This window comes from Pseudomonas sp. NPDC088885 (assembly GCF_044750025.1).
In the GTDB taxonomy this organism is placed as follows: Bacteria; Pseudomonadota; Gammaproteobacteria; order Pseudomonadales; family Pseudomonadaceae; genus Aquipseudomonas; species Aquipseudomonas rustica.
In genome coordinates, this window is record NZ_JBIVJB010000246.1 from 1 (window position 1) to 1,377 (window position 1,377).

A 1,377-nucleotide genomic window follows, 5' to 3' on the forward strand; every position below is an offset into this window, starting at 1 on the left:
CTATGGCCATCAACGGTCAGGTCGTTATCCGTCCGATGATGTACCTGGCACTGTCCTACGATCACCGTCTGATCGATGGCAAAGAAGCTGTGACCTTCCTGGTGACCATCAAGAACCTGCTGGAAGATCCGGCGCGTCTGTTGCTGGATATCTAAAAAACAGCGGCAAGCGTCAAGTTTCAAGCCACAAGCTCAAAGCGAGCGGGGTGGCCTTGGAGCTTGTCGCTTGCGGCTTGTAGCTTTATTGCTAAAGAGGATTTTTTGAATGTCGCAGAAATTTGACGTAGTAGTGATCGGTGCTGGCCCTGGTGGCTACGTGGCTGCCATCAAGGCGGCGCAGCTGGGTCTGACCACTGCCTGCATCGAGAAGTACACCGACGCTGAAGGCAAGCAAGCCCTGGGCGGCACCTGCCTGAACGTAGGCTGCATTCCTTCCAAGGCGCTGCTCGACAGCTCCTGGAAGTACAAAGAAGCGAAAGAAAGCTTCAACGTTCACGGTATCTCGACCGGCGAAGTCAAAATGGACGTCGCTGCGATGGTTGGCCGCAAGGCTGGCATCGTCAAGAACCTGACCGGCGGCGTTGCCACTCTGTTCAAGGCTAACGGCGTTACTTCGATTCAGGGCCACGGCAAACTGCTGGCTGGCAAGAAAGTCGAAGTCACCAAACCAGACGGCTCGGTTGAAGTCATCGAAGCTGAAAACGTGATCCTGGCTCCAGGCTCGCGTCCAATCGACATTCCACCGGCTCCGGTTGATCAGAACGTCATCGTCGATTCGACTGGCGCTCTGGAATTCCAAACCGTACCTAAACGTCTGGGCGTGATCGGCGCTGGCGTGATCGGTCTGGAACTGGGTTCGGTATGGTCGCGCCTGGGTTCGGAAGTGGTTGTCCTCGAAGCACTGGACACCTTCCTGATGGCAGCGGACACCGCTGTTTCCAAGGAAGCGCTGAAAACCCTGACCAAACAAGGTCTGGACATCAAACTGGGCGCTCGCGTGACCGGCTCGAAAGTGAATGGCGACGAAGTCGTTGTGAACTACACCGATGCCAACGGCGAACAGACCATTACTTTCGACAAGCTGATCGTAGCCGTTGGTCGCCGTCCGGTGACCACTGATCTGCTGGCTTCCGACAGCGGCGTGACCCTCGACGAGCGCGGTTTCGTGCACGTTGACGATCACTGCGCGACCACCGTACCGGGCGTTTTCGCCATCGGCGACGTGGTGCGCGGCATGATGCTGGCGCACAAGGCATCGGAAGAAGGCATCATGGTTGTCGAGCGCATCAAGGGCCACAAAGCCCAGATGAACTATGACCTGATCCCTTCGGTTATTTATACTCACCCGGAAATCGCGTGGGTGGGTAAAACCGAGCAG

Annotated in this window: 2 protein-coding genes; both read left to right on the forward strand. The window is 56.6% G+C overall.

All coding sequences use genetic code 11. From position 1 onward, the window contains the following. The coding region (locus tag ACIP1X_RS28955; RefSeq protein ID WP_400755983.1) for a 2-oxo acid dehydrogenase subunit E2 at positions 1–155 on the forward strand (155 nt) is incomplete at its 5' end. A 109-nt stretch (positions 156–264) separates the two neighbouring features. Beyond that, the coding region (locus tag ACIP1X_RS28960) for an FAD-dependent oxidoreductase (RefSeq protein WP_400755982.1) at positions 265–1,377 on the forward strand (1,113 nt) is incomplete at its 3' end.